This is a genomic window from Virgibacillus ihumii (assembly GCF_902726655.1).
Classification (GTDB): Bacteria; Bacillota; Bacilli; order Bacillales; family Amphibacillaceae; genus Lentibacillus; species Lentibacillus ihumii.
The window spans coordinates 562,058-584,544 of record NZ_CACVAN010000001.1 but is presented as its reverse complement, the minus strand read 5'-3'; the positions used below and the strand labels follow the sequence as shown (position 1 = coordinate 584,544).

The 22,487-nt window shown below is 41.7% G+C and carries 24 protein-coding genes; 1 reads left to right on the top strand and 23 read right to left on the bottom strand.

The features are described 5' to 3' along the window. Positions 1 to 52 precede the first annotated feature (52 nt). The 16 genes from dprA to smc form a co-directional block, all read right to left on the bottom strand. Complete coding sequence (gene dprA / locus HUX68_RS02860; RefSeq protein WP_174613286.1) at positions 53 to 952, bottom strand: DNA-processing protein DprA; 900 nt, start codon at positions 950 to 952, stop codon at positions 53 to 55. Positions 953 to 1,025: 73 nt separating this feature from the next. Further along, positions 1,026 to 1,928 carry a succinate--CoA ligase subunit alpha gene (gene sucD, locus HUX68_RS02855; RefSeq protein ID WP_174613284.1) on the bottom strand — a complete coding sequence of 301 codons (903 nt, stop codon included), beginning with the start codon at positions 1,926 to 1,928 and terminating at the stop codon, positions 1,026 to 1,028. 107 nt (positions 1,929 to 2,035) lie between these two features. Beyond that, the gene (gene sucC, locus HUX68_RS02850; RefSeq protein ID WP_174613282.1) at positions 2,036 to 3,196 is read right to left on the bottom strand and encodes an ADP-forming succinate--CoA ligase subunit beta; all 1,161 of its coding nucleotides are present in this window, start codon (positions 3,194 to 3,196) and stop codon (positions 2,036 to 2,038) included. 118 nt (positions 3,197 to 3,314) lie between these two features. Then, positions 3,315 to 4,088, bottom strand: coding sequence for a ribonuclease HII (locus HUX68_RS02845; RefSeq protein ID WP_174613280.1), 774 nt, complete (start codon positions 4,086 to 4,088; stop codon positions 3,315 to 3,317). A 460-nt stretch (positions 4,089 to 4,548) separates the two neighbouring features. After that, complete coding sequence (gene ylqF / locus HUX68_RS02840) at positions 4,549 to 5,391, bottom strand: ribosome biogenesis GTPase YlqF (RefSeq protein ID WP_174613278.1); 843 nt, start codon at positions 5,389 to 5,391, stop codon at positions 4,549 to 4,551. A gap of 12 nt (positions 5,392 to 5,403) precedes the next feature. Beyond that, the gene (gene lepB / locus HUX68_RS02835; protein ID WP_174613276.1) at positions 5,404 to 5,955 is read right to left on the bottom strand and encodes a signal peptidase I; all 552 of its coding nucleotides are present in this window, start codon (positions 5,953 to 5,955) and stop codon (positions 5,404 to 5,406) included. Positions 5,956 to 6,247: 292 nt separating this feature from the next. Further along, positions 6,248 to 6,592 (bottom strand): 50S ribosomal protein L19, encoded by a 345-nt coding sequence (rplS, locus tag HUX68_RS02830; protein WP_174613274.1) that lies wholly within the window; start codon positions 6,590 to 6,592, stop codon positions 6,248 to 6,250. 133 nt (positions 6,593 to 6,725) lie between these two features. After that, positions 6,726 to 7,460: a tRNA (guanosine(37)-N1)-methyltransferase TrmD gene (gene trmD, locus HUX68_RS02825; RefSeq protein WP_174613272.1), complete on the bottom strand. Its 735-nt coding sequence runs from the start codon at positions 7,458 to 7,460 to the stop codon at positions 6,726 to 6,728. Further along, on the bottom strand, positions 7,460 to 7,975 hold the full coding sequence (rimM, locus tag HUX68_RS02820; RefSeq protein WP_174613270.1) for a ribosome maturation factor RimM: 516 nt from the start codon (positions 7,973 to 7,975) through the stop codon (positions 7,460 to 7,462). Before rimM ends, trmD begins: the two co-directional genes overlap by 1 nt. Before the next feature lie 12 nt (positions 7,976 to 7,987). After that, entirely contained in the window at positions 7,988 to 8,377 is a 390-nt protein-coding gene (locus tag HUX68_RS02815; RefSeq protein WP_174613268.1) for a YlqD family protein, read from the bottom strand. Positions 8,378 to 8,452: 75 nt separating this feature from the next. Then, positions 8,453 to 8,680 (bottom strand): KH domain-containing protein, encoded by a 228-nt coding sequence (locus tag HUX68_RS02810; protein ID WP_174613267.1) that lies wholly within the window; start codon positions 8,678 to 8,680, stop codon positions 8,453 to 8,455. A 17-nt stretch (positions 8,681 to 8,697) separates the two neighbouring features. Continuing rightward, positions 8,698 to 8,967, bottom strand: a complete 270-nt coding sequence (gene rpsP / locus HUX68_RS02805) for a 30S ribosomal protein S16 (RefSeq protein WP_077326145.1) — start codon at positions 8,965 to 8,967, stop codon at positions 8,698 to 8,700. 120 nt (positions 8,968 to 9,087) lie between these two features. Continuing rightward, positions 9,088 to 10,434: a signal recognition particle protein gene (ffh, locus tag HUX68_RS02800; RefSeq protein ID WP_174613265.1), complete on the bottom strand. Its 1,347-nt coding sequence runs from the start codon at positions 10,432 to 10,434 to the stop codon at positions 9,088 to 9,090. A gap of 13 nt (positions 10,435 to 10,447) precedes the next feature. Further along, on the bottom strand, positions 10,448 to 10,768 hold the full coding sequence (locus HUX68_RS02795) for a putative DNA-binding protein (protein ID WP_174613263.1): 321 nt from the start codon (positions 10,766 to 10,768) through the stop codon (positions 10,448 to 10,450). 52 nt (positions 10,769 to 10,820) lie between these two features. Next, positions 10,821 to 11,819, bottom strand: coding sequence for a signal recognition particle-docking protein FtsY (gene ftsY, locus HUX68_RS02790; RefSeq protein ID WP_174613261.1), 999 nt, complete (start codon positions 11,817 to 11,819; stop codon positions 10,821 to 10,823). A gap of 15 nt (positions 11,820 to 11,834) precedes the next feature. Further along, positions 11,835 to 15,395: a chromosome segregation protein SMC gene (gene smc, locus HUX68_RS02785; RefSeq protein ID WP_174613260.1), complete on the bottom strand. Its 3,561-nt coding sequence runs from the start codon at positions 15,393 to 15,395 to the stop codon at positions 11,835 to 11,837. A 168-nt stretch (positions 15,396 to 15,563) separates the two neighbouring features. Here smc and HUX68_RS02780 point away from each other — a divergent pair, with 168 nt between their 5' ends. Continuing rightward, positions 15,564 to 15,791, top strand: a complete 228-nt coding sequence (locus tag HUX68_RS02780) for a DUF1128 domain-containing protein (protein WP_174613258.1) — start codon at positions 15,564 to 15,566, stop codon at positions 15,789 to 15,791. A 178-nt stretch (positions 15,792 to 15,969) separates the two neighbouring features. On the opposite strand, the gene rnc is transcribed toward HUX68_RS02780, so the two are convergent. The 7 genes from rnc to recG form a co-directional block, all read right to left on the bottom strand. Then, positions 15,970 to 16,650 (bottom strand): ribonuclease III, encoded by a 681-nt coding sequence (rnc, locus tag HUX68_RS02775; RefSeq protein WP_174613256.1) that lies wholly within the window; start codon positions 16,648 to 16,650, stop codon positions 15,970 to 15,972. Positions 16,651 to 16,798: 148 nt separating this feature from the next. Continuing rightward, positions 16,799 to 17,035: an acyl carrier protein gene (gene acpP, locus HUX68_RS02770; protein WP_174613255.1), complete on the bottom strand. Its 237-nt coding sequence runs from the start codon at positions 17,033 to 17,035 to the stop codon at positions 16,799 to 16,801. Positions 17,036 to 17,089: 54 nt separating this feature from the next. Next, positions 17,090 to 17,830: a 3-oxoacyl-[acyl-carrier-protein] reductase gene (gene fabG, locus HUX68_RS02765; protein ID WP_174613253.1), complete on the bottom strand. Its 741-nt coding sequence runs from the start codon at positions 17,828 to 17,830 to the stop codon at positions 17,090 to 17,092. Then, complete coding sequence (fabD, locus tag HUX68_RS02760; RefSeq protein ID WP_174613251.1) at positions 17,830 to 18,771, bottom strand: ACP S-malonyltransferase; 942 nt, start codon at positions 18,769 to 18,771, stop codon at positions 17,830 to 17,832. The genes fabG and fabD overlap by 1 nt, the downstream gene beginning before the upstream one ends. Continuing rightward, positions 18,768 to 19,775 carry a phosphate acyltransferase PlsX gene (gene plsX / locus HUX68_RS02755; protein WP_174613249.1) on the bottom strand — a complete coding sequence of 336 codons (1,008 nt, stop codon included), beginning with the start codon at positions 19,773 to 19,775 and terminating at the stop codon, positions 18,768 to 18,770. The genes fabD and plsX overlap by 4 nt, the downstream gene beginning before the upstream one ends. Continuing rightward, a complete protein-coding gene (gene fapR / locus HUX68_RS02750; protein ID WP_174613247.1) occupies positions 19,759 to 20,352 on the bottom strand; it encodes a transcription factor FapR in 594 nt (197 codons plus the stop codon). The genes plsX and fapR overlap by 17 nt, the downstream gene beginning before the upstream one ends. Before the next feature lie 100 nt (positions 20,353 to 20,452). Then, a complete protein-coding gene (gene recG, locus HUX68_RS02745) occupies positions 20,453 to 22,486 on the bottom strand; it encodes an ATP-dependent DNA helicase RecG (RefSeq protein WP_174613245.1) in 2,034 nt (677 codons plus the stop codon). Position 22,487 lies beyond the last annotated feature (1 nt).

Here is a 22,487-nt window from a genome sequence, read left to right as displayed (position 1 = left end):
ATTAAATTCTTACCATGTGTTTGTCAAACTTACTATGAAAATAGTACTGAGATTAACTTAGCAATTTGTAGTTTGATTCCATCCGTTCCCAATCCTCCATTATATCCATCGGGTGCTGAACCAGTTTAGCGCCCTCCTGAATCATTTTGTGACAGCCCCTGGTTTGAGCTAGGAAAGGATTTCCGGGCACAGCATATACCTCACGCCCCTGATCCAATGCCTGATCCACCGTTATAAGTGTACCGCTTCGTTCTGTTGCTTCAATCACCAATGTTCCAAAGCTCAAACCACTGATGATTCGGTTTCTTTCCGGAAAATGATAACGCTTTGGCGGTGTATCCGGCGGGTACTCCGAGAGAACGAGACCATGTTCGGCTATTTGATTGAATAAATGATAATTGTGTTTCGGATATATATGATGAAATCCTCCGCCTAATACCGCGATAGTCATTCCATCATATTTCAAAGTTTGCTGATGTGCCATACTGTCGATCCCGGATGCCATTCCACTGACAATAACCCAATTACTGTGAATTAAAGGAACTACAAATGCCTCCGTCTTCGACAGCGCTTCCCTTGATGGCTTACGCGTTCCTATCACACTGATTAATGGGTGTTTGTCCAGTAAGGAAGTGTTGCCCATGGCATATAGGACGAGCGGCGCATCTTTTATAGTTTTTAACACAACGGGATAGTCTTCGTCAACTAAAGTAATAACCCGGCATGAAGAAATGTCTTGTATAATCTGTTTAATTAATGAAGGATTACGCAGATCGGAATAGAGTAATGAAGCCTGTTTGTGCGGGATAGCCAAGAACTGATTTATCTCTGTTGAGGAAAACTTGTAGATACTTTGAAGTGTGGGATCATAACGGACAAACCTTCTGATGGATCTTCGTGTAATACCACGGCATCTTGTAATATGAATCAAACGTTTACGGACCGCTTCCAATAGCCCACTCCCTTTCATGCCAATTATAGAATGGGAACCCAAAACATGACTGCTTTGAGTTCCCTATTATTACTTAATGTGTTTTACATTTGTCATTCAGGTTATTTTCTTTTAACACACTGATCATCGTATCACCGATTTCTGCTGGTGTTTCAGCAACTTTTATTCCGCATTCGTTCATTACGCGAATTTTTTCGTCTGCTGTACCTTTCCCACCGGAAATAATAGCACCGGCATGCCCCATACGTTTGCCGGGAGGTGCAGTTGCGCCGCCAATAAAGCCGACAACAGGTTTCTTCATGTTCGCTTTAACCCATTCTGCCGCTTCTTCCTCAGCAGTACCACCGATTTCACCAATCATAACAACTGCCTCTGTTTCAGGATCATCATTGAATGCCGTTAGTACATCAATGAAATTTGTTCCATTTACAGGGTCTCCACCAATACCTACAGCAGTTGTTTGACCATATCCTGCTTCAGATAATTGATGTACAGCTTCATATGTTAACGTTCCAGAGCGTGAAACGACTCCAATATGACCTTTTTTATGAATATAACCAGGCATGATTCCAATTTTACTTTCGTCAGCTGTAATGACACCAGGGCAGTTTGGACCTACAAGACGCGTTTTCTTACCTTCCATATAACGTTTAACTTTCACCATATCCATGACAGGGATATGCTCCGTTATACAAATAGCAAGATCAAGCTCTGCATCAACTGCTTCAAGAATGGCATCTGCGGCAAATGGAGCCGGAACATAAATTACGGAAGCAGTTGCCCCTGTTGCATCAACCGCATCTTTTACTGTATTGAATACTGGAACACCTTCTACTTCGGTACCGCCTTTTTTAGGTGTTACACCACCAACGATTTTTGTACCGTACTCAAGCATTTGTTTTGTATGGAATTTGGCTGTACCGCCAGTGATTCCCTGGACAATAACTTTTGTATCTTTATTTACATATACACTCATTTTCGTCCGTCCTTTCTACATAAATTCCGTACGTTTTATTAAAAAAATAGGTGCTTAACAAGCGGAAACATTTGGTCATCCGCTCAACAGGTAATGATTCCGCTGAATTATTTAACCATGGAAACAATTTTTTCTGCACCATCAGCCATGGAACCAGCTGAAGTAATGTTTAAGCCAGAGTCGTCAAGAATTTTCTTGCCTAATTCAACATTTGTACCTTCCAGACGTACAACAAGCGGAAGTTCCAATCCAACTTGCTTTGTTGCTTCCACAACACCTTCAGCAATTACATCACACTTCATGATACCGCCGAAGATATTGACAAAAATTCCTTTTACATTGGAATCGGACAAAATGATCTTAAATGCTTCGGTAACTTTTTCGGCAGTTGCACCGCCGCCAACATCAAGGAAGTTTGCTGGTTCTCCACCCTGATGCTTGATAATATCCATCGTTGACATAGCAAGCCCCGCTCCATTTACCATGCAGCCGATATTACCGTCCAATGCAACATAGCTTAAGTCATATTTGGATGCTTCAATCTCTTTTTCATCTTCCTCATCAAGGTCACGCAATTCCATAACATCTTTTTGACGGAACATTGCATTGTCATCAAAATTCAGTTTGGAGTCCAGCGCCAACACTTGACCATCACCTGTCGTTACAAGCGGATTAATTTCAGCAATCGAACAATCCTTTTCGACAAAAGCAGTATAAAGACTTGTCATAAATTTCGCAGCCTTACCAATTAACTCATCAGGAATATTAATATTGAATGCCAATCTGCGAGCCTGATATCCGGATAGGCCTACTACCGGGTCAATTACTTCTTTAAAAATTTTCTCAGGCGTATTTGCTGCTACTTCTTCAATTTCCGTACCGCCTTCTTCGGATGCCATCATAACAACGCGGGATGTGGCACGATCAAGTACCAGACCAACATAATATTCTTTCTTGATGTCACAGCCTTCTTCAATAAGCAAACGTTTTACTTCTTTTCCTTCAGGGCCTGTTTGGTGCGTTACCAATGTTTTTCCTAAAATTTCATCTGCGTATGTACGCACTTCATCAAGATTTTTAGCTAGTTTTACACCGCCCGCTTTACCACGGCCTCCAGCATGGATTTGTGCTTTCACTACTTTTACGGTACCATCAAGTTTTTTGGCAGCTTCAACTGCTTCATCTACCGTATATGCAACATGTCCGTTTGGAACATTTACACCATAGTTTCGCAAAATATCTTTGCCTTGATACTCATGAATGTTCATCGTTCATCCTCCCATCAAAATTCACTGCATAACCATTGTATAAAAAAACATAGAATTTCACAAGAAATAGCGAACCATGCCGATTTATTGGTTTTCTTCTGATTATATGTATACGTGCCTAACGCAGAAAAGCTTCCCGGACTGGTGCAAATGAATTCCGGTGATAAGGTGTTGCGCCATGTTTCCGAAGCGCTTCGAGATGCTGTTGTGTACCATAGCCCATGTTGGAGGCAAAGCCATAGACTGAATATTTTTCATGCAATTGCCTCATTGCCGTATCACGTGTAACCTTTGCCAAAATACTTGCCGCCGCTATTGAAACACTTTTCTGGTCACCTTTTGTAATAGCTTCTGATGAGCAGGGCAGTTTTTCGAGATTAACCGCATCAATTAGCACATGGTCCGGTTTTGGATCAAGCTGATCAACCGCTCTGTACATTGCCAACTTGGTAGCTTCGTAGATATTAACCTGATCGATTTCCTGACTGGATACCATTGATATACCGTAGCTGACTGCATTTTCTTTAATAATTTCAAAAAAAGCATCACGGGTTGTTTCATTCAGCTGTTTGGAATCATTCAAACCAAGTAATTTAAAATCCTCAGGAAGTATAACAGCTGCCGCAACTACTGGACCTGCAAGCGGACCACGTCCCGCTTCGTCTATCCCAGCGATAAAGTGGCAGGATTTGGCATAATTTTTTTGTTCATACCAGCACATTCGCCGATATTTCTGCTCTAATTCCAGTTCTTGCAACTTCCTTTTCTCATATCGGTCAATTAATTTTTGAATACCTTTACGTTCATCAGTTCGCAGTTCGTTAACAAAAGTATCTGTTACATCATCACTTTCAAGCAACTGTTTTATGACTGCAATCGACTTCTGTTTCACCCTATCACCTTCTCTCTCTGGTAATATCCGTTATTACACAATATCCATAAACTGCGACACAACTACTGGAATGTTTTTATATAATTACGTCCACTTTCTCGCCCTACCGTCCGGGATCGCTTCGGGCGGATGCTTTCCGCGGGCACGGCCTCAGCCTCCTCGAGAAAACCACTCTGCGGGGTCTTCGGACACGTGCTGTTCCCGCAGGAGTCACCGCCCTCCACTCACCCGGACTAGTGTAGTGGTATCATCCGTTTTTCTATAACGATTTCGATTCCAGCAAAGAGTCATAAACGTAAAATAGCGGAGGAAATACGCGGAGACTCCTGTGGGAGCAGAGGCCTAGATGAGACTCCGTAGCGCGGTAGCGCAAGGAGGCTCATCAGCCGCCCACGGAAAGCGACGTGTATTTCCGCAGCGGGGGTAAAACATCATACTATGTCGCAGTTTAGTTTAACTGTTACGGTGTTTCCAACGTAATTCTGCCGAGTCTTCCGGTTCTTAGATCCTGGATAACCAGGTCTGATACTTTGTCAAAGTTCACGTTGCCACCACTTTCAAGGGCACCACGTTGTCTTCCGATTGAAACAAAAACATCCCACATGTCGTCCATTTCCGAATCGATCGAATAGCGCTCCATCAGTTGTTCCGGATAATGCTGCTGCATATATTTAATTACGAATGCCACAATATCCTGCATGGACAACAGATTATCCTTAATAGTGCCAATTGCTGCCAACCGGTAACCAACCAGTTCATCTTCAAATTTTGGCCATAGAATACCCGGAGTGTCCAAAAGTTCAAATTCATTTTGTACCTTTATCCACAGCTGTTGTTTGGTAACACCAGGTTTATCACCAATTTTTGCAATTTTTTTGTTGGCTAGCCGATTGATCAAAGAAGACTTGCCGACATTAGGAATTCCCAGAATCATACCTCTTCCTGGTCTTGGATTAATTCCTTTTTTCTTGAGTTTTTCCATTTTCGACTGACTCAGTTCCTTTCCCAGCCGGATCACTTCTTTTATATCTGACTTATCATTGACATTGATGGCAACTGCAGGAATACCATTCGTCCTGAAATAAGAAATCCATTTTTCAGTTTGACGATTATCGGCCAAATCCTTTTTCATTAATACCATCATTTTGGATTTATCCCGCAATATTTGCTGAAGCATGGGATTTTGTGAAGAAAATGGTGCACGCGCATCTACCAGTTCCATCACAAAATCAACTAATTTCAGTTTTTCCTCAGCTTCACGCTTCGCTTTTGCCATGTGTCCCGGAAACCATTGTATCGTCATTATTTATTCACCCTAATAATCCATAATTTGCATTCGGTCAAATGGCCAGTAAATTAAATTAGCAGTACCAACGATCTGATCCATCGATATTAAACCTAATATACGGCTATCCGTGGAATTACCCCGATTATCCCCCAATACGAGCACATAACCTTCAGGGATTTCCTCGTAACCTCCTGGAAGCTCCTCCAACTTGAAATCATCTGTATATGTATTTTCCCCTTTTTTCATCTGTCCTATAAAAGGTTCCTTTACCTTTCTTCCATCAATGAAAAGTTGATCATTTTTAACGGCAACATGCTCACCAGGCAACCCAACAACCCGTTTAATGAAGTCTTTTTTATCGGAGGCATGGAATACGACAATATCGAATCGCTCCGGTTCAGCAACATCATAAATTATTTTGTTGACTATCATTTGATCCCCGTCATGAAGTGTAGGCATCATGGATGGTCCATCAACAACGATCGGAGCAAAAAAGAAAGTTCGAACAATAAAAATTAACGCAAAAGCGATTAATAATGCCTTAATCCACTCAAACCATTCACTTTTCCGTTTCTCCATATATTCCCCTCCAGCACAAACCTGCTCTTAAAATATCTTATTTGTTTTATTATATCATTCAAATCAAAATGGAAGAACAAGCGATTCACCTCGTCTTCCGGAAAAGTGGAAAACTCTTTCCTGTAAGTTGTACTTTCTGCCATTATTTAGAAAATCTGATTATGATCAAGCGTTAAGCTGAATGCTTAGTTGTACGTATACAGTTAATAAAGTTTTTATACTTCTTAAACTGCTTAACAAAAAAAGGAGCTTGCACCAAATAAGCCAAGCTCCTTTCCTTACAATGATTTCTCTATCGACGTTCTTTGATACGTGCTGCTTTTCCACGCAGATTGCGAAGATAATACAGTTTAGCGCGTCGAACAATACCGCGACGGGAAACTTCAATCTTTGCAACTCGAGGTGAATGCAACGGAAATGTACGTTCAACACCAACACCGTAAGAAATTTTTCTTACTGTAAATGTTTCACTGATTCCACCGTTTTGGCGTTTGATAACAACACCTTCAAAAACCTGAATACGCTCACGTGAACCTTCGACAACCTTCACATGAACCTTTACAGTATCTCCGGGACGGAAATCAGGGTGATCCGTGCGAAGCTGATCTTTTGTGACTTCTTCAATCAGTTTTTGCATTCTCTGTCACTCCTTCCAAACCAATGCTCATATCCGTCTACGGGAAAGCGGAACATCGTTTATACGCTTAAAGTGAATACTTTAAGAACAACAATTAATATACCACACTGGTGATATGAGTTCAACAATATTTTTAAAAATCATCTTTAAGCTCTTCCAAAATTTTCAAGTCGTCTTTGGACAATGAATCCATTTCAATTAAATCTTTACGTCTTTCATATGTTCGTTTCAAAGACTCCTTGCGACGCCATGCTTCAATTTTTGCATGGTTGCCGGACAGCAGAACATCCGGTATCTTCATTCCTCTGAAATCAGCAGGCCTTGTATAATGCGGATGCTCCAGTAACCCGGTTGAGAATGAATCCTCCGGTGCGGATTCCACATTTCCGAGAACATCCGGCAATAATCTGACAACACTGTCGATTACGACCATCGCGCCAAGCTCTCCACCGGTTAAAACATAATCACCAATAGAAATTTCATCGGTAACCAGATGTTCCCGGATACGTTCGTCATACCCTTCATAATGACCGCAGATAAACACAAGGTGGTCCTCTTTGGCCAGTTCTTCAGCCTTCCTTTGGTTGTATGGCGCACCTTGCGGACACATCAGGATAACCCGCGGTTTGGACTGTCGCTTTTCTTTCACACTATCAATCGCATCAAAAATCGGCTGCGGAGTCAGGACCATACCCGCACCACCGCCATATGGATAATCATCAACCTTGTAATGTTTGTTTTCCGTATAGTCACGAAAATTCACCAGGTTATAGCTGTATTTTTCTTTGTCATATGCTTTCTTCAATATTGAATGATTAAATACACCTGAAACTAATTCGGGGAATAACGTTAAAACATCAATATGCATCAGTCAAGCAGCCCTTCCATCGGTTCAATAACCACTTTGTTGGCAGAAATGTCCACCTGCTTCACAACATCTTCTATATAGGGGATTAATACCTCTTTCCCGTATTCCCGCTTCACTACCCATACATCGTTTGCGCCCGGTGATAAAATTTCGTTAATCACACCGATTTTTTCATCATTTACAGTATAAACATCACAACCGATGATTTCGTGGTAATAAAATTCATTCTCATCCAGTTCCGTTAACTGTTTTTCGGTGATTTTCAGATAATCTCCTTTAAACCGCTCCACATCATTGATTGTCTCGTATCCCACAAATCGGATTAGATCATAACCTTTATGAATACGATGTGCGGCAATTTTCAGCTCAAGCTGCTGCCCGTCCCCTTTTTCGAGGTAAAGTACATTCCCTGGTGAAAAACGTTCCTCGAAATCGGTGATTCGAAGAACTTTCACTTCACCTTTAATTCCGTGTGTATTGATTATCTTCCCTGCATTGAACATTTTTTCCGTCATGATTTTCACCTGCTACTCATCAATTCGGACAACTACATCATCTTTGATGACAATCGCCGTCTCCTCTAAAATTTCTTCCCAATGCGAACCTTCCTTCACTTCAACAAGAGCTTCAACTTCTTTTTCAGTAATTTCGCTGCCAATTTCCAGCATATCCAATTGTTCAATTTTAAACTCAGCTAGTTTTATTTTTTCTTTGCGATTCTTAATTTCCTGCTGAAATCTTTCGGAAATTTCCTGTCTGGAAACACCGGACTTATTCAGTAATTTGCGCTGTTCAAATAACAGCTGTTGACACTCTTGCTCAAGCCGCATTTTATGATCATAAAATTTCTTATGTAATTTCTTCTTGCTTTTCTCAGTGACAATTTGCTTTATCAGGACCTTTTTAATGATTTGCACTACTGTTCCTCGCTCTCATAAACAGTTTCGTTTCAGGTACAAATGTTTAAAAAGGGAAAGGTCTCCCCTCTCCCTTTACATAATATCCAAATAAATTCGTTTGTTGACGTCCGATTTGGCTGCGTAGACAACAGTTCGGATTGCTTTGGCAATACGGCCATTTTTGCCGATTACCTTACCGACATCGTTTTCGTTAACGGTCAGATGATAGACGACTTTAGTCTCCTCTTCCTTTTCCGTAACCACAATGTCTTCAGGATGATCGACTAATGGTTTCACGATTGTTTCAATTAGGGCTTTCATGATATCACACTACTTTACTATTGATTTTTCTGGTCGTGGAATTTTTTCATGATGCCTTCTTTTGAGAAAAGGTTACGAACAGTGTCGCTCGGTTTCGCGCCTTTGGTCATCCAATCCAATGCTTTTTCTTCATCTATTTTCACTTCAACTGGATTAACAACAGGATTGTAAGTTCCAATCTGCTCAATCAGCCGACCATCACGTGGAGAACGTGAATCAGCAACGACTACGCGATAAAATGGATTTCTTTTGGATCCCATACGCTTCAAACGGATTTTTACTGCCATGTTTTTGCACCTCCAATAAATATGTTTTACACAATTTTAGATTCTAACAGAAAGTGTTAGGTCTGTAAAGTGTTTTTGCATTACATCATTAAGATGTTAGAAACAGTTCCACTTTTCCCGTTACATAAATGGAAACTTCATGCCGCCTTTGCCTTTTTTACCTTTTTGCATTCCAGTCATTTGTTTCATCATTTTTTTCATTTCATTAAATTGCTTAAGCAGACGATTCACCTGGGAAACTGAGGTTCCCGACCCTTTGGCTATTCGTTTTTTTCTGCTGGCATTCATAATGCTTGGGTCCTGTCGCTCTTTCTTGGTCATTGACTGAATAATGGCTTCAACATGTGACAGTTGTTTTTCATCAATCTGAGCATTTTTCAACCCTTTCATTTTATTGGCACCCGGTATCATCGCCATTAAATCTTCAAGTGGCCCCATACTTTTAACCTGTCCCATTTGCTCCAGGAAGTCATCAAATGTAAATGACATGGTACGCATTTTTTCTTCCAGTTCTTTTGCCTGTTTTTCATCAACGTTCGTCTGTGCTTTTTCGATAAGTGATAATACATCACCCATACCGAGTATCCTGGATGCCATCCGCTCGGGATGAAATGCTTCCAGCCCATCCAGTTTTTCACCAGTACCGGCAAATTTTATCGGTTTATCGGTAACAGCTTTGATGGATAATGCCGCACCTCCACGGGTGTCACCATCAAGTTTTGTTAAAACAACACCGGAAACATCAAGCTGCTCATTGAAACTTTCCGCAACGTTTACGGCATCCTGTCCGGTCATCGCGTCAACAACGAGGAAAATCTCATCTGGCTTGACGGCTTTTTTAATTTGTTCCAGTTCATCCATCAGGTCATTGTCAACATGCAGACGACCCGCTGTATCGATAATGACGTAATCATTATGTTCAGCTTTTGCCTGCTCGATTGCCTCTGTTGCAATATCGACCGGATTGGCATCCGTGCCTTTTGAAAAAACCGGCATATTCAACTGCTGTCCGAGTGTTTCCAATTGGTTAATTGCAGCAGGACGATAAATATCACATGCTGCAAGTAACGGTGTACGATTGTGATTTTTTCGCAGATGGTTGGCAAGTTTACCAGTTGTCGTTGTCTTACCGGCCCCTTGCAAACCGACCATCATAATCACGGTTGGCGGACGATCAGCTACGGCAATCTTACTTTGCTCGCCGCCCATTAAAGTGGTTAATTCTTCTTTTACCACTTTAATGACCTGCTGTCCCGGGGTCAGACTCTCCATAACCTCCTGTCCGACAGCACGTTCCTTAATACGTTTTATCAAATCTTTTACTACTTTAAAGTTTACATCAGCTTCAAGCAAAGCAAGCCGTACCTCACGGGTCATTTCTTTGACGTCCTGTTCGGATACTTTTCCTTTACCAGTGATTTTTTTCATCGTGCTTTGTAAACGGTCGGCCAATCCTTCAAATGCCATAGAAGGTGTCCTCCTAATCTAATTCTTTTAATTGATTAATCAGTGTCTGAAACACACTAGCTTCTGGAGCTTCTCTATCCATTTTAACCAAAATATCATATCGCTTTTGAAATTTCGTATAAAGTTTCAGTTTGGATTCGTAGGATTCAAGCATTTTTTCAGTACGCCTGATATTGTCGTATACCGCCTGGCGTGACACTTCCAGCAATTCCGAAATCTCACCAAGCGAATAATCCTCCAGATAATACATTTCCATATAATTGCGCTGCTTAGGGGTTAATAGTTCCTGGTAAAAATCAAATAAATAATTGATTCGTGTTGTTTTCTCCAACAATTAATATCCACCCCTTGTTAAGTGAAATCCCTTTACAAATGCAATAGTATCATTATTCAGCGGTATCTTCAAGGAGATCAGCGAATAAGCCATACACAAATGCATGGGCATTAAATTCCTTCAAATCCTCCATTTTTTCGCCCAGTCCGGCAAATTTTACCGGAATCTGCAGCTCGTTGCGGATTGCCAGAACAATCCCGCCCTTAGCAGTCCCATCAAGTTTTGTCAAAACGATCCCGGATACATCGGTAGCTTCCGAGAACGTTTTCGCCTGACTCATGGCATTTTGTCCGGTAGTTGCATCTAGAACTAGCAAAACTTCGTGTGGTGCACCTGGTACTTCACGCTCAATCACCCGTTTTACTTTCGCCAGTTCATTCATCAGGTTTACTTTGTTTTGCAAACGACCTGCCGTATCACATATCAGCACATCGGCATTCCGTGATTTAGCAGATTTAATTCCGTCAAAAATTACTGCTGCCGGATCGCTGCCTTCACTTTGTTTAATAACGTCAACCCCGGCACGCTCTCCCCAGACATCAAGCTGTTCAATCGCACCGGCACGAAAAGTATCACCCGCTGCCAGTACAACGTTTTTGCCTTCCTGTTTAAGTTTATAGGCAAGTTTACCGATTGATGTCGTTTTACCGACACCATTCACGCCTACAACTAAAATAATGGACAGTTCCCCATCCTGGATATTGAGCTCTTCGAGATCCTCATCATCATCACCATAATAAATTTCTACTAATTTTTCGGAAATGACTTCCTTAACTTCGACGGAATCTTTGATATTGCGTCGTTTCACTTCCATTTTCAGCTCGTCGATCAGGTCCATTACCGTAGACACACCAACATCGGCCGAAATCAGTACTTCTTCCAATTCTTCGAAAAAGTCCTCATCAACTTTACGATACCGCGCAATTAAGTCATTGATTTTTCCCGAAAACGAATTGCGCGTTTTTTCCATGCCTTGCTTATACGTTTCAGAAACTTCTTCCGTTTCCTCATTCTGTTTAAATTTATTTTTTAATTTATCCATGAAGCCCATAATTATGGTTCCTCCTTATGAGTTTACTAGTTCTTTCGTATCTTCCAGGCGTACCGAAACCAACCGTGAAACACCTGATTCCTGCATGGTAACGCCATATAACACATCAGCCTCTTCCATTGTACCTTTCCGGTGTGTAATTACAATGAATTGGGTCTTTTCACTATATATTTTGATGTATTTAGCAAACCGGGATACATTCGCTTCATCAAGCGCCGCTTCCACTTCATCCAGCACACAAAACGGCACAGGACGTACACGTAAAATGGCGAACAGCAATGAAATTGCGGTGAGGGCGCGTTCCCCGCCGGATAAAAGACCAAGGTGCTGCAGTTTTTTTCCGGGCGGTTGGGCAACGATGTCGATACCGGTGTCAAGCAGATTCTTCGGATCAGTTAACTTCAATTCAGCACGTCCGCCGCCAAATAATTGCTGGAACACGGATGCAAATTCATCCCTTATCTGATTGAAAGTGTCACCAAACCTGCTTGTCATTTCTTCATCCATTTCAGCTATCACAGAATATAACGTCTGTTTAGCTTCTACCAGATCATTTTTCTGATCTGATAAAAACGTATACCTTTCAGATATCCTGTCATATTCATCAATGGCTCCCAGATTAACGGTACCAAGCTGATCGATGGCATGTTTAAGCTGTTCTACCGTTGCCCGGTCTTTATCCGGATCTTCTGTTTTGCCATACATCTTCTTAGCTTTTTCAAATGTCATCGTGTACTCTGTCTGCAATTTGGATAACCTGTTCTCCAACTCCACATCAAGACGGTTTGCTGACACCTCTTTCTGCTGAAGAGCCTGTAAAAATGCCTGATGGTTTTTGTTTTCCTCCTTCAGTTCCCGCTCGTTATCCTGGATCAACTGTGTGCGCTTCATCCTTTCAGTTCGCAACTTCTGGATTTTTTCCGTAATTGATTTTTTGTCTGCATTCACAGTTTGCACTACCTGCTCAATTTCTTCCTCTGTTTCCGAAGAGTTTTGCAGATCCATTAGTTCATTAAGTTCTGCAGTATAGCTTGAAAATTGTGTATTAAATTCCGTCAGCTGTTTTTTGACAGTATCCCTTTTTTCACGCTGGCTCTTAACACGTTCCTCTTGTTCCGCAAGTGAAACCTGTTCCTGTTGCAGATCATTCCGTATCTGTTCCCGGTTATCCTGCAGCTCTTCTTTCTGAGCAGTACGTTCATTTATTTCATGTTGAATATTTTCAAGGTGTGCAGCAAGTTCCTGCAGATTATTCGTCAACTGCTCATCTCGGGTTTGAAGCTCGCTTTCATCCCGGTCAAATTGCCGGTTATCCTGATCGTAAAACGAAAGATTTTCATTCAGCGAACCAAGCTTCATCTCTATTTCTTTGTATTTTGCACGAAGATCCTGCAATTTCTGTTGTTCATCGGTAACTTTTTGCTCCAGCTCCTGCAGCTGTTGTTCCATCACGTTGATTGTCTGCTTTTGCTGATCTACGTTTGCTTCAAAAGACGTTGCCCGCTTCTGGAACTCAGCAAGCTTATCACTGAGTTCCTGCAGATCTTTCTCTCTTGTGAACAGGGACTGACTGTTTTTCTTTCTAGCACCGCCTGACATGGACCCGCCTGGATTAACAACGTCGCCATCCAATGTCACAACCCGGTTCTTCCGATTGACTATGGAGGCTATTTCGTTGGCATCCTGCAATGTTTCCGCAACGAGAACATGTCCCATAAGGTGTTTCACAGCCTCTTGGAATTCACTTGATACCAAGTCAGCCGCAATTCCAATAAAACCTTGGTGTCCTGCTATTTTAGCTAGAGCATCTTTTGGAATGAATCGCGGCTGGATTGATCCCAATGGCAAAAATGTGGCTCGCCCGCTGTTGGTTTTCTTCAGCCAGTTAATTGCCTGACGTGCCGTTCGATCATCATCAACCACAACATGCTGGGCCTGTCCACCCAGAACAGTCTCAATAGCTGTGATGTACTGCTTGGGTACGTCGATAAGCTCAATAACCGCACCGTAAATACCGCTTAATTTCCTATTCTCCCGCGCTTTTAAGACTTCTTTCACACCATAAAAGAAACCCTGAAACTCATCTTTCATGTCCTCGAGCATTTCTTTCTTTGATTTCAGCTTTTCCATATACTGATAGCCTTGATAGAGTTTTGTCTGAGATTCCTGAAAAGTATTTCGTTTATTGCTCAAATCTTCTTTCTTCTGTCGAAATGCATCACCCTGTTGGTTGTAATTCTTTTCCTGTTCGTTTAAGTGATGTTTTATTTTTTCCAGTTCAGATTCATGAGCTTTTCGCTCTTCCAGCAGATTAGCATATTTTTCGTATTTACGGTCTTTCTTTCCGGAAATTTGCTGTAATTGTTCATAAATAGATTGTTTCTCATTTCGTTTTGCAGCCTGATTGTTAAGGTATTCAATATAATCCGATTTCAATTCCTCAATTCGATCAGCCAGACCATCGGTTTCTATCGACAATTTTGCTTCCAGTTCTGAAACATGTCGTTTCGTATTTTCACTGTTTTTCTGAACTTCTGAGAGCTTTTTATTTTCATCCTGCAGTTCACGTTGAAGCTGTTCGATTTTATCTGCCGCTTCCTTTTTTTGTGCTTCAAGTTTTTGCTTATTCTCCGTGAAGTGCTTCGTACGTTCATTAAAAACTCTTTTTTTACTCTCATAGCGTTCAAGTTTCTCCGTAGTTTCCAGCAAATCATTTTGCAGCTTCTCAATTTGTTCATCTGCATGCTGAAGTTCCGTACGATAATTTTCCAATTTCGCTTCAGTCTTTTGGATAGAAGTTTTCAAATTGATTTCTTCCAGCTTCTCATTTTCCAATTCATTAAGCATCGACTGCCATTTTTCATGGAATTGTTCAATTTCTGTAACTAAAAGTGATATTTCATGCTGTTTCAGCCGATCTTTTTTGTCCAAATATTTTTTAGCAGTTTCAGCCTGCTCCTTTAACGGGTCAATCTGCTGTTCAATTTCATGAATGATATCTTCCACACGATTCAAATTTTCTTGTGTTTCCGCCAGTTTATACTCCGCCTTTTTTTTCCGCTGCTTATACTTCAGAACCCCTGCAGCTTCTTCAAAAATAGTACGGCGTTCTTCCGCTTTTGAGCTTAAGATTTCCTCTACTTTACCCTGGCTGATAATGGAGAATGCTTCACGTCCGAGACCGGAATCCATAAATAAGTCAATGATATCTTTCAGACGGCAAGACTGTTGATTTATATAAAACTCACTTTCACCTGACCGATATACACGTCTTGTAACACTGATTTCTTCATAGTCGAGTGGCAGCACATTGTCACTGTTTTCCAAAACAAGTGTAACCTCAGCGACGTTTAATGGATTCCTTGTATCACTGCCTTGAAAAATAATGTCTTCCATTTTGGATCCGCGCAATGACCTTGCTGACTGTTCACCAAGCACCCAGCGTATAGCATCAGTTATATTGCTTTTTCCACTTCCATTAGGACCGACTACCGCTGTCACACCAGGAACAAAATCAACATTGATTCGTTCGGCAAAAGACTTGAACCCAACACTTTCCAATTGTTTCAAATACATGTTCATTCTCCATTTCCCACAAGAGGATTGTTTAAATTATGTACCATATCCCATTTGGTTTTTTAACGCATTTATTTTATCATAAAGAAAGAAACAAAAGAAGGCATATCACAAAGCATATATGTGACCTTATCACGTTTCAAAATTTATAATAATTGAGGTGTTTAGATGAATTTGGAAAATCCTTCACAAGAAAACCTGAAATTTATTTTGGATGAGCTGGCCGAAAATTTGAATGTCGTTAATCGTGAAATATTGGATCCTAAAGACTATGATTTGGAAAAATACGGGGAACTAAAACTTATGTACGATATGATCAAACAAAAAGGACAGTTAAGCGCACCAGAAACCCAGGCATTTATTGACGAGCTCCGGTCTGTACGAAAGGACGCATGATTCAATAGGCAACAGTGAAAACACATAGTACTGTTCGCACGTGGAATATGCGCGATTTCGCGGCAGATATGCTCGTTTCTGCATAAGATATGCGCGATTCCGGGCAAATGCACTATTATTTTAATAAAAATTCACGCAAAAATGGCTGTCGTCACCGGCAGCCATTTTCTGGATTATCTCATTCAAATTTATCCAATGCATCTTTTGCCGCGCGCTGTTCTGCTTCTTTTTTGGTACGGCCGGAACCGTCGCCGGCAACATCGCCTTTAATCAGCACTTGTGCGACAAACTCCTTATCATGAGATGGCCCCTTTTCACCGGTAATATTATAATCAATATTATGGTTCCGGTGCTGCTGGACAAGTTCCTGCAATTGGCTTTTATAATCCATCGCATGCGAAAAAGCACCTGTTGATATTTTCGGAAAGACATATTTCTCTAAAAACTGAATGGCCTCATCATACCCCTGATCAAGATAAAGAGCACCCAAAAAAGCTTCAAAAACGTCTGCCAGCAAAGCAGGACGTTCACGCCCGCCTGTCTGTTCTTCACCTTTGCCCAACAGAATATGATCACCAAAATTCAATTCACGGGCAAAATTAACAAGTGATGGTTCGCATACGATGGATGCGCGCAACTTCGTTAATTCCCCTTCTGCCATTTTTTGTTTGGTTCGGTACAAATATTGAGATACCCCTAATTCCAGAACGGCATCTCCAAGAAACTCCAACCGTTCATTATCCGAAAACTTCCCTCCACGATGCTCATTCACATAAGATGAATGTGTAAAGGCCTGTCTTAGCAGGTCATGGTCATGAAAAGCAATTCCCAGTTTTTCCTCCAAGACTGAAATACTCATGTTTTTCACCACCTTTCATTCATAATATAATTAGTTTTCTAGAAAGCCTTAGTTGCACTTATATCAGATAGTTTACTTTCCTGTCTGCCAATAACTAATATTGTAAATATACGGAAAGCCCCGCACACTGCGGGACTTTCTGAAATAATCAGGATTGAGTACTGTTTATGTAATTAACAGCATCACCCACTGTATTAATTTTCTCTGCTTCTTCGTCAGCAATTTCCATATCGAATTCATCTTCCAATTCCATAACAAGCTCAACTACATCCAAAGAATCCGCTTCTAAATCATCTTTGAAAGAGGCTTCCATGGTCACTTTGGATTCATCTGCATCCAGACGGTCCACAATAATATTTTTTACGCGATCAAATACGTCTGCCATAATACTTCACCCCCTTTCAATAGTTAATCCATTCATTCGCCTTCACTTTTCACACTACATCACCATTCCGCCATCAATATGGATGGTCTGGCCAGTAATATAGCTGGCATCATCTGAGGCAAGGAAGCGGACCACTTTTGCCACATCTTCCGGTGTACCCAGTTTGGCGAGCGGAATCATTGCCAGCATACTTTCCCGTTGCTCGTCTGTCAGGGCATCAGTCATATCAGTTGAAATAAACCCGGGTGCAACTGCATTAACAAGAATATTGCGGGAGGCAAATTCTTTCGCAGTCGATTTGGTCAAACCAATAACTCCGGCTTTAGCTGCAACATAATTGGCCTGGCCAGGATTACCACTAACTCCAACAATGGAAGCGACATTAACAATTCTTCCATATTTTTGCTTCATCATCTGCCTGGAAACCGCTTTGGTACATTGGAAGACGCCTTTCAGATTTGTGTCGATGACCTGATCAAATTCCTCTTCCTTCATACGCATCAACAGATTATCCCGTGTTACGCCTGCATTATTAACAAGAATATCAAGGCTTCCAAATTCATTTGCTACTTCTTTCACCATAGCTTTCGCCTGATCTGCATTCGCAACATCAGCCTGTACTTTAAAAGATTTTACACCCAATTGCTCAATTTCTTCAACAACTGATTGTGCTTTTGCCTCATTTCCAGCAAAATTGACGGCCACATTCGCCCCTTGTTTGGCCAATTCCAATGCTATCGAACGGCCGATTCCCCGCGAAGCTCCTGTTACAAGGGCATTTTTTCCTTGCAGCATTACGATTCCTCCCTATACCAGGATAAAAATTCATCCAACGAAGCCGGATCCTGTATGGCAAAAGTTTTCATGCCACGGTCTATTTTCCGTACTAAACCACTCAGCACTTTACCATTTCCCACTTCCACAATTGCGTCAACATTTTCCTGGATCATACCACGGATGGATTCTTCAAAGCGAACTGGTGAGTATAACTGCCTTATCAGCAGATCTTTAATTTCTTCTTTTTCGGTAACCGGTTTGGCGGTTACATTTGCATAAACCGGTATGCTGGCATTTTTAAAGTCAATTTCATTCAGTTCTTTGGAAAATTGTTCATTTGCCGTTTTCATAAGCCTCGAATGAAACGGACCACTAACATTTAACGGCAGGACACGTTTAGCCCCACTGTCTTTCAATAAAGCTGAAGCCTTATCAATGCCTTCTTTTGATCCTGAAATCACAATCTGCCCCGGGCAATTTAAGTTTGCCAAATCGACGGCATCATCTTCCGGTAACCGCTGTAATACCGCTTCGATATCCTCTTGTGACATTCCCAATACGGCTGCCATGGAACCTTGACCTTTCGGAAAAGCTTCTTCCATCAATCTGCCCCTTTTGGCAACCAGTGGCAATGCCTCATCAAATGAAATTGCCCCTGCAGCAACAAGTGCGCTGTATTCTCCTAGACTGTGACCCGCTGCCATGACCGGCTGCACCTCTTCTTTAACGAGTAGTGTATGCGCAGCAATACTGGCTAAAAGGAGTGCGGGCTGTGCATTTTCAGTTTCTGTCAGCTTCTCTTTGGAACCTTCAAACATAATGGTCGAAATGTCTGTTCCCAACAACTGATCTGCCTCATGAAATAATTCCTGAACATCCGGATACTCTTCATAAAATGCTTTTCCCATGCCGACTGCTTGTGAGCCTTGACCAGGAAACATAAATGCGATGCGTTTCATTCGTTTTCCCCCTTGTCCAAGTCAATTCCTTTTATCGTCGTTTCAATCGTATATGTTACATTATGATCTACCATATGGGTTGCCTGCTTAATGGCATTGAAAATTGCCCGGCTGTTCGACGATCCGTGTGCCTTAATTACCGGTGCTGCCAGACCAAATAAACCAGCGCCTCCATACTCGGAATAGTCAAGTTTATTTTTAAGTCCGCTTAAATCAGCTTTCACCATCCCGGCAGCAATCTTTGTCTTCATCGATGACATAAATGTTTCTTTCAGCATGGAAAACATCGTCATAGCTGTACCTTCAATTGTTTTCAAGGCAATATTCCCGCTGAATCCATCTGTCACCACTACATCTGCCACTCCGGATAAAATATCACGTGATTCCACATTTCCGATAAAATTAATTGGTGCAGCTTTTAATTGGGTGAATGCCTTTTTTGTCAGTTCATTTCCTTTTCCATCTTCCGTCCCGACGTTTAACAGGCCAACTTTCGGCTTTGCGATGGACCGAACTTTCTCACTGTAAACAGAACCCATAATGGCGTACTGCACTAGATGATGTGCCTTGGCATCCACGTTGGCACCAACATCAAGCAGCAGAAAACCTTTCCCGTCTACAGTTGGCAATGTTGGGCTCAATGCCGGGCGATCGATGCCTGGAAGCCTTCCAACTACGAATAATCCGGCACTCATTAGGGCACCAGTATTTCCTGCTGAAATACAAGCATCAGCCCTGCCTTCCTTCACTTCCTTCGCTGCCAATACAAGCGAAGAATTCTTTTTCCGTCTGACTGCCCGAACAGGCTCATCCTCAGACGTAATCACCTCATCGGCATGAATAACCGTAATATTTTTCTTATCAGTTATTAATGGTTTCATTTTGCTCTCAATACCAACTAACGTAATATTCAAATCATTTACCCGGGAAACAGCATCAAGCGCACCTGAAACAATCGCTTCAGGTGCATGATCGCCTCCCATGGCATCAATTGCTATTCGCATTAGGATTGTCTCCTTTGTGATCATTTGATCTGTACATGAAAAATAACCCGGTAAAAACTTTTTCATTTTCTACAAAACTATTAACCCGAACGATTGTCAAACCTTTGCTGTCAATGCCTTCAACGATGGCTTTTGCAACAACGCGTTCGCCTTCTTTTACCTGCCGCATAAACTTCAGCTCGGATTTTGCCGTTAATGCCAATTCATCATTAATTACCGCAACGGCAAGTGAATTTGCCTGCGCAAACAGGTGATGTCCTCTGGCAATTTTATTCCTGGAAAATACATGCTCCTTATTAATAACCAGAATGGAAATTGCCCGTTTGTCCAGCTCAAGATCAATGATTTCCCCTATCACTTCATCAAGTGGCAATGCCTTTACCGTTTCATTCCATTGGGTAGTCGCAACAGACTTGATCCGTTCCCGCAATTCCGGAATCGACAGTTCCATTCGGTCAAGACGAATTGTCTGGATGCTTACATCGAATTTTTCTGCTAATTTTTCATCCGTAATAAACGGCGTTTTATCAATCGTTTCCTTCAATAATTGCTGCCGCTTCACTTTATTTATTTTCATTTTATGCGCACCATCCATTACAATTAACAAAGTCCATTAATACTAGGACTTGGTACTAATAGTAATATATAATACCACATCCAAATATGCAACCCATTCATTAATCAAGCTTATCCTGCAATATTTGCTCATTTTCCAAGCGGATTTTTAATGGATAAAAAGCAGCATTTTCCTCCAGCAGATTTTTTTCAATTATTTCCTGGGCATCCTGGCGCGCTGTCTCCAACGCCCGGTAGTCATGAATCATATCAGCAACTTTAAAATCAGGAAGACCGCTCTGCTTTTTCCCGAAAAAATCTCCTGGCCCGCGAAGCTTCAAATCCTGTTCCGAAAGCTCAAATCCGTTATTCGTTTCTGTCATAATCCGCATTCGTTCCTTGCCTGTCTCCCCTTTCGGATCAGCAATCAGAATACAATAACTTTGTTTTTCTCCACGTCCGACGCGTCCACGCAGCTGATGAAGCTGGGACAGCCCAAACCGCTCCGCATCATAAATAACCATAATCGTTGCATTCGGCACATTCACACCAACCTCGACAACCGTAGTGGAAACCAGCACCTGCACCTCATTGGCTGCAAATTGTTTCATCGCCCGTTCTTTTTCATCTGTGGAAAGACGCCCATGCATAAGCCCGACATTAAGTTTTGCTCCGTAAAATTCTGTTAATTGGTGAAAAAGATCAACCGCATTTTGAATATCCATTTTATCCGACTCTTCGATAAGCGGACAAATCACATACGCCTGTTCACCATGGGAAACACGTTGTTCAATGAATTGCAGCACCCGCTCCAATGTATTATCCCGTGCCCAATATGTTTCAATATCTTTTCTTCCCGATGGCATTTCATCAATAGCCGATACATCCATATCCCCGAAAGCAGTAATTGCCAGTGTTCGTGGAATGGGGGTGGCGGTCATGAACAAAACATCCGGGTTTAGGCCTTTATCCCGTAATGTGCGGCGTTGTTCCACGCCGAAACGGTGCTGTTCATCAACTATAGCAAAGCCCAGTTCTGCAAAATTAACATCATCCTGAATTAATGCATGCGTTCCAATTACAATGTCAACTTCATGATTTTCGATAGCAGTTGTTATTTCTTTACGCTTTTTACCCTTGACCGATCCCGTCAATAAAACAATCGATGCTTTTTTACCAAACAGCTCTGACAAGGATTCATAATGCTGCTCAGCCAGTATTTCGGTAGGGACCATCAGAGCACCCTGTTTGCCGGAAGTTACCGATGCATACAGACAAATTGCCGCTACTGCAGTTTTTCCAGACCCAACATCACCCTGCAGAAGCCGATTCATCCGGTAGGGAGACTTCATATCAGCCAAAACCTGGTTCAGCGTTCGTTGCTGGGCATTAGTCAGGGTAAATGGAAAACTGTCGATAAAATTACGGAGGTTCCCCGCATCATAATGCTGTGCATTTCCCTGCGTTGATTCCCGCTTTATTTTTCGCAACAACTGCATTTTAAGCTGGAACAATAAAAACTCTTCATATATAAACCTTCTTCTCGCATGCTTCAGGTCAATTCTGTTTTTTGGAAAATGCATGGTCACCAGTGCCTGTTTCCGGTCCGGGAGCTTATATGTATGTAGATATTGCTCAGGTAAAATCTCACTGACTTCATTCGCATAATCCGCAATGACAGACTTTACCGCTTTTTTCAGTTTGTAGTTAGTGACATCCCCTTTCAGTGAATACATTGGCTGAATTTCAGCCTGCTCGGCTGCAGCACCTTTTTTATAATTACTGACAGTAATCTGCAGGCGATGTGCATCCCATTTCCCCGTTAACGTCATCGTATCGCCCGGGTTAATATGCTTTTTGGCAAACGCGCGGTTAAACATCACTGCTTTTACGGCTACACCCTCAACCTCCACATTAAACGCAAGACGTGACTTTTTCTTTCCATAAAAATTGAGGGAAGGCTCATGGAGAACCTTTCCCTCGATGGTTACTTTATCTTCATGAATTAATTCGCTAAGCGGTTTAATTTCAAATACATCGTAGCGATAGGGAAAGTAGTTCAGCAGGTCTTCCACCGTATAAATATTCAAGACGGACAGGTCCTCAGCAAACTTTTCACCTACCCCTTTTATTGATGTCACCGATTCACTTAGCATA

Bases quoted from the DNA above. Each gene is read 5' to 3' on its own strand.
- sucD (WP_174613284.1), bottom strand. From the start codon at position 1,928: ATGAGTGTATATGTAAATAAAGATACAAAAGTTATTGTCCAGGGAATC.
- sucC (WP_174613282.1), bottom strand. From the start codon at position 3,196: ATGAACATTCATGAGTATCAAGGCAAAGATATTTTGCGAAACTATGGT.
- ylqF (WP_174613278.1), bottom strand. From the start codon at position 5,391: ATGACGATACAATGGTTTCCGGGACACATGGCAAAAGCGAAGCGTGAA.
- lepB (WP_174613276.1), bottom strand. From the start codon at position 5,955: ATGGAGAAACGGAAAAGTGAATGGTTTGAGTGGATTAAGGCATTATTA.
- rplS (WP_174613274.1), bottom strand. From the start codon at position 6,592: ATGCAAAAACTGATTGAAGAAGTCACAAAAGATCAGCTTCGCACGGAT.
- trmD (WP_174613272.1), bottom strand. From the start codon at position 7,460: ATGCATATTGATGTTTTAACGTTATTCCCCGAATTAGTTTCAGGTGTA.
- rimM (WP_174613270.1), bottom strand. From the start codon at position 7,975: ATGACGGAAAAAATGTTCAATGCAGGGAAGATAATCAATACACACGGA.
- HUX68_RS02810 (WP_174613267.1), bottom strand. From the start codon at position 8,680: ATGAAAGCCCTAATTGAAACAATCGTGAAACCATTAGTCGATCATCCT.
- rpsP (WP_077326145.1), bottom strand. From the start codon at position 8,967: ATGGCAGTAAAAATCCGTTTGAAGCGTATGGGATCCAAAAGAAATCCA.
- ffh (WP_174613265.1), bottom strand. From the start codon at position 10,434: ATGGCATTTGAAGGATTGGCCGACCGTTTACAAAGCACGATGAAAAAA.
- ftsY (WP_174613261.1), bottom strand. From the start codon at position 11,819: ATGGGCTTCATGGATAAATTAAAAAATAAATTTAAACAGAATGAGGAA.
- smc (WP_174613260.1), bottom strand. From the start codon at position 15,395: ATGTATTTGAAACAATTGGAAAGTGTTGGGTTCAAGTCTTTTGCCGAA.
- HUX68_RS02780 (WP_174613258.1), top strand. From the start codon at position 15,564: ATGAATTTGGAAAATCCTTCACAAGAAAACCTGAAATTTATTTTGGAT.
- rnc (WP_174613256.1), bottom strand. From the start codon at position 16,650: ATGAGTATTTCAGTCTTGGAGGAAAAACTGGGAATTGCTTTTCATGAC.
- acpP (WP_174613255.1), bottom strand. From the start codon at position 17,035: ATGGCAGACGTATTTGATCGCGTAAAAAATATTATTGTGGACCGTCTG.
- fabG (WP_174613253.1), bottom strand. From the start codon at position 17,830: ATGCTGCAAGGAAAAAATGCCCTTGTAACAGGAGCTTCGCGGGGAATC.
- fabD (WP_174613251.1), bottom strand. From the start codon at position 18,771: ATGAAACGCATCGCATTTATGTTTCCTGGTCAAGGCTCACAAGCAGTC.
- plsX (WP_174613249.1), bottom strand. From the start codon at position 19,775: ATGCGAATAGCAATTGATGCCATGGGAGGCGATCATGCACCTGAAGCG.
- fapR (WP_174613247.1), bottom strand. From the start codon at position 20,352: ATGAAAATAAATAAAGTGAAGCGGCAGCAATTATTGAAGGAAACGATT.
- recG (WP_174613245.1), bottom strand. From the start codon at position 22,486: ATGCTAAGTGAATCGGTGACATCAATAAAAGGGGTAGGTGAAAAGTTT.